The organism is Pantoea sp. S61 (genome assembly GCF_016625145.1).
GTDB classification, from domain to species: Bacteria; Pseudomonadota; Gammaproteobacteria; order Enterobacterales; family Enterobacteriaceae; genus Pantoea; species Pantoea rwandensis_B.
The window spans coordinates 1-4,974 of the sequence record NZ_JACVUO010000047.1 but is presented as its reverse complement, the minus strand read 5'-3'; the positions used below and the strand labels follow the sequence as shown (position 1 = coordinate 4,974).

At 46.4% G+C, this 4,974-nt stretch carries 5 protein-coding genes and 2 pseudogenes; 4 read left to right on the top strand and 3 right to left on the bottom strand.

Annotation, left to right across the window (positions count from 1 at the left end; genetic code table 11):
- Positions 1–280 (top strand): annotated as a pseudogene (locus tag IAE30_RS30220) (hypothetical protein); the annotation flags it as partial.
- 117 nt (positions 281–397) lie between these two features.
- On the opposite strand, the gene IAE30_RS29750 reads toward IAE30_RS30220, so the two are convergent.
- The gene (locus IAE30_RS29750) at positions 398–1,726 is read right to left on the bottom strand and encodes an AAA family ATPase (RefSeq protein WP_200681623.1); all 1,329 of its coding nucleotides are present in this window, start codon (positions 1,724–1,726) and stop codon (positions 398–400) included.
- The gene (locus IAE30_RS29745; RefSeq protein ID WP_200681622.1) at positions 1,723–2,694 is read right to left on the bottom strand and encodes a reverse transcriptase domain-containing protein; all 972 of its coding nucleotides are present in this window, start codon (positions 2,692–2,694) and stop codon (positions 1,723–1,725) included. Before IAE30_RS29745 ends, IAE30_RS29750 begins: the two co-directional genes overlap by 4 nt.
- A 391-nt stretch (positions 2,695–3,085) precedes the next feature.
- Between IAE30_RS29745 and IAE30_RS30215 the strand changes: the two are divergent.
- Positions 3,086–3,274: pseudogene (locus IAE30_RS30215) on the top strand (hypothetical protein); the annotation flags it as partial.
- On the opposite strand, the gene IAE30_RS29740 reads toward IAE30_RS30215, so the two are convergent.
- Entirely contained in the window at positions 3,264–3,503 is a 240-nt protein-coding gene (locus tag IAE30_RS29740) for a biofilm development regulator YmgB/AriR family protein (RefSeq protein WP_200681621.1), read from the bottom strand. The pseudogene IAE30_RS30215 and the gene IAE30_RS29740 sit on opposite strands and share 11 nt — an antisense overlap.
- Positions 3,504–3,664: 161 nt before the next feature.
- Between IAE30_RS29740 and IAE30_RS29735 the strand changes: the two genes are divergently transcribed.
- Both IAE30_RS29735 and IAE30_RS29730 read left to right on the top strand, forming a co-directional pair.
- Positions 3,665–4,312, top strand: coding sequence for a hypothetical protein (locus IAE30_RS29735; RefSeq protein WP_200681620.1), 648 nt, complete (start codon positions 3,665–3,667; stop codon positions 4,310–4,312).
- Positions 4,313–4,576: 264 nt separating this feature from the next.
- Positions 4,577–4,759, top strand: a complete 183-nt coding sequence (locus IAE30_RS29730; RefSeq protein WP_200681619.1) for a general stress protein — start codon at positions 4,577–4,579, stop codon at positions 4,757–4,759.
- Positions 4,760–4,974: the final 215 nt, after the last annotated feature.

Genomic DNA, 4,974 nt, shown 5'->3' with positions numbered 1-4,974 from the left:
GGCCATGCTCTGGATGGAACAGGGGCTGTATCTCAGGGTGGAAGAACTGCCCGGCGGGCCGCGGCCGCTGCCGCTGCTGAGCGGGTTCAGCCTCACGACGGCCTACAGGGCGCTGGGATGCTTTAATCCTTCGGATGGGAATTTGCATTCACTTGACTACCCGTTTGTATTTTACTTGCCTGGCTGTTTGCATTTTACTTGGTCATATCCAACTAAAAATGTAGCCAAACAATGCCAGATTGACAGGCACTATGAGCGAGGAGCGGAAGTTCGCAGTTAATCTCGCAGCCAGATAGTCGCATTACTAACATTGCGGCGTGTAAATCAGCGGGGAGCAGGTCAGCGATTCAGGAACCAAAACAACGATTATAGTGATATGCCATTGATTGTTAAGGGTTCAACTATTAACAAATGAATTTAATTTATCACAAAAAACAGACACTTGAGCATCAAAACCATGTTCCAAAATCGTAAAAATATCCTCCTGGGTCAGGTTATGGTCTTCACGCCTTTCCTGCAACTTTTTCCAGTAGGCTTTAGATTTTGCATTATCTGGCGCAACATCAGGAAGTTTATAATATGCATTTTCTTCTTTATATTTTCTAAAGACCTCATCTTCAATGTCATCGTAAGGACTGATAATTACATCTGCACGGTGACCATATTTTTGGTTAGAATCACCATCCAGAACGGCTACCGCATTTTGGGGTGAGCAGATAAATCCAGTCCTGGAATTACGCTTCATCAAATCTACGACATTACTACAGCCACCGATATAAATAACCTTAACCCTGTTCTTAGTTTCTATAGTTGAGAGCTTAAGATTTATGTAACTTTCAAGTGTCACATCTTCGGTGAAAATATATTTATCAAAACCTTGAAACCCAAACATTTCAAATTGAATAAAGCTGTATGAAACCAGATTATAGTTTATAATTCCGTTTTCATTTTTAAGGTAAATGATAGGAGTTCCATGTTCATAGATGGTTTTCATAATTGCGAGTGAGTGTGTGGTGAAAAGAACTTTCTTATTCCTTTCCACGCAGATATTTCTGACAGCACTCATTAGAGAAACCTGTGCGGAGGAATCCAGTGAGACGTCTATTTCATCAATAATGATAAGTTGACTGGGGGAGGTTATCATTCTGAAAATACTGATAACAAAAAACTCCCCCGAGCTAAAATAATCTTCACGGATATAACGTTTGTTATCAAGCGGTAGAAAATAGTAGTCCGCACCTTTAATGGTAACGAACTTCAAATTGTCGAATTTATTTGTACCTTTGTATACTGCACTCAAAAAAGCTATTAATTCATGTGCATCCTGATAATCATTTTTTATGTACATTTCCCTAAGCGTCATGTCGATGTTACCCAAGGCGGGAAAATCAGAGAAACGTTTTCCATATGGAATGGGTAGTTCGACATTTATAAATGTGTCATCCCGAAGAATATTTTTGGTGTCAAGGTCGCCGTCATCAAATCTAAAAGCGTAAATATCATCATTAATTTTAACGTCTATTTTTGTCTCTTCGCTGATACTAAACACGGATGACGTTTTGCTCACAATGGCAGTGTCCTTGAGCAGGGCCAAGGCTTTAATGATGGAAGTTTTACCTACACCATTCTTACTTGTCATACAGATTAGCGGGTCGCGAGTGAAATCAAAAGACACGCTGATGTTGGCGAGATGCTGAAGCTCTCTAATATCAACACTAAGAATCATTTGAGCAAGTCCTTCCCTTTCAGCAACTTACTAATGATCGAGTTGCCGTACTTTTTCCGGAGGTGAAACAGGTAGTCCTGATCAATATTATTGATTTGGCTCAGTACACCTGCGATTGATAAAATCGATGACATTTCATCTACTCCGGTATAATTGACCAGTTTATCTCTGTCGGTTTTGAGCAGATGCAGTTTTACTTCAATATCCGTTTTGGTTGCTTTGCTAACTGTCATTTTTCCGTCATTAAGTATGCTGATCCCCAAAATCTTTCTTTCATATTTTTTCGTGATAACTTTTGTTTTTTTATGATTGATTGAAAGTTTCAGTAATGGGTCTGATGAAAGTATGGATTTAAGGTCAGTTGTAATTGTGTCTTTAGATATTTCATGTTGAGATGAAATAATTAAGTCATCCGCGTACCTGCTATATATATAGTTGTTATTATTACAGTAGGAATCTATAAGATTGTCATAATCGTAGAAGCAGAAGTTACTGATTGATGGAGAGGATGAAAACCCAATAGGCAAGCGATTACTAATCGTACATAGGAATACAATCCTTGTAATGTTATCCCTTACCTCTTCAGCGTCAACCGTACGTATAGTTGCACAGTACTTTGATAGCTTATCGGACACTACATCACCGCTGATTGAAGGAAAGAAATTCGATATATCAGTTTTAAAAATAAACTCACTATTACAGTGCGGTCGTACTGCGTCGGTAATATTTACTTCCTTCCGGTAAGAGAAAACGATGTCTTTCCTCACAGGCATTTCGCTGAATACAAATCGAGAAAGAAAAGTATGAATCAGCTTTAGCCTCGCGGAGCACTGATAAAGTTCAGTTTTATCCCTGCTGAGGGGAATCAGGCGTACTTCGTCTTCCGTACGGAGGGTGTGGAAATCGGCAAAGTTCTTTTTGTTATTGAAGTAGGAATTGAACACACTCTCCAGGCTATTATCTTTCATTTATGCTTTACCTGTGATTAGTATGATAAAGCCGTCAGGAGAAGGTACTGAAGCACCTGCGGCCCCATAAATTATTAAGGCCCCCAAGAATCACTTCACGGGAGCCTTAATAATTTACGAGACTATACTGCCTATAGAGGCTTCCTGTTTGACCGGAGATACTCCAAGTCAGAAGCATGGGCTCATTATGACCCCATTCAATCATTTTATCAAGCTTGCCTCGTCATGCTCGGTATTGGTCGTCTGGGATAAAGGCACACAGCAGCCGTTCAGAGCGGCCTCGACATGAGAAGTAAGTTGTAGCCAATTTTAGTTGGCGATGGTCAAGTGATTTGCAAACGGTCGCTAGGTAAAATGCAAACGGGTAGTCAAGTCAGATGCAACTACGCATTCGGAAACGTCTGACGCGTATTTCATTCTTTCCAACGACCGCGACGAGGTCTGGTTTATCTGTAACCGGCATCTGCGAACCGTTGTTATGCGCCATGACTGCACGGCATTCCGTTTGCCGCTCTCTTCCCTGGACGAACGTTTCGTGACCGGTGAACTCCCGGTGTTACCCCTCAGGCTCAGCGATTAAACAGCATTCTGAGAAGAACCTTCAGGTGTTCTCTCTCGGCCTCATCGTCGGCACCGTCGAGGCGCCCTATCAGTTTCAGGCACAAGGCGGTGCGCGTGAGCCGCCGCTCCTGACGCAGGATTTCAACGGTGATGCGGCCCAGCATCTCAATCTGGCAGGGGTGAGTGACCTGGCTGAAATAGCCGGTCAATCCGGCTTCTTTTTCCGGCGGTAGTCCGTCCTTTCGCATCAAATACCCGTGCGTAGTGAATGAGGTCGGGCGCAAAGTAACCGATGCACAGGCGCGTGTACAGCAGTAATCCTGCGGTGCTCTATCTTTTAAAAAGCACCACACATTATTGCAGACAATTCAGCGATATAAATTAACGCTCCGGTTATCAGGGAGGCTAAGTGAACAGAAAAGTAACGGCGGACGACAGCATGCCCATTACCCTGCCCGACACCAGCTTCAGCCAGGTGCTCAATCCGGAAGACACCAACCGGGCCGATACCCGCGCCTTTCTTGCCCGCGACGTGGAGCCTTTTACGCTGCCCGGGGTTGTGACGCCGTTCGGCTACACCCTCTGGCAGAACAGAGCAGAGAGACAGTTCAGGCTGGTCACGCAGGAGCGTGATCCGGAGACCGTTTATGCGGTGCGGCTGGAGGAAACCGAAGACTTCACCTCGCCGGAGCGCGCCTGCATACAGGTTATGGTATGGCGCACCCGCCAGCCTCAGCATGAGGGGGCGGTGCACGGCCTGGCCAGGCGTTTTTTCTGCCATTTTCTGCATCGCTGGTCGATCATCATTACCGACAGCGCGCAGACCAACGCGGCAAAAGTGATGTGGGAGGGGATGGTGGCCTGGGCGCTGCGCGACCCGGAGCACTACGTGTACGTGTGGGACGGCACAGGTGAATCGGGCTGTCTGCACCCGGTGCGCAGCTGGCTGGCGTTCTGCGGCCACTGGGCCGCCTTCTGCTGGGGCGCGGAGCCTGAAAGCCATCTGCGGCGACGGGTTGTCATCAGCACGCACCCCCTGAACGCTGCGCAGAAGTAATACGAATGCGGCACGGCGCGCCTGCAGAACAACTCTCCTCCGGAGGGATGTCACGCGCCGTTTCGCACACACAGCCTGGCGCATATCGCTCAAGTCGCAAGCGTGAGGGGCCAGCGGGCCCGCATTTCAGATTCTGCCACCCAGTAATGCGTGTCCGCCGTCATACCCCTGAAAAAAAGTGTGCCGAACGCGGGCAGTCCTGTGCGGACGTGCCAAAATTTAACTTCCTGAAATACAGGACATCTTTTAACTGAGGAAGACATCATGACAACAGCAAGACGCGGTGGTGCCGGAAACTTTGCGGCCGACCCGGCGCGCGCCTCTGAAGCGGGCAGCAAAGGCGGAGCCGCCAGCGGCGGTAACTTCAAAAACTGTCCTGATCGCGCGCGCGAGGCCGGTCGTAAAGGCGGACTTATCAGCCGGCGGAGCCCAAAACCTGGAGTTTAAATAAAACCACACGTACACGCGCCGGAAGTAAATTTTATCCCGGCGCGCTTAATTAGGGAATGTGTATTTCCAAATTATCTCTGAGGTTGAAGTAGAATAATCAACAGAACCTACCCCCTGATTTTTCTAATATGTGGTGCATATTAATAGCCAGTAACCTGCAAGCTTATCATCCATATTTTTCAGGCCATGTTAAATCCTCTTCTGAGATTAAA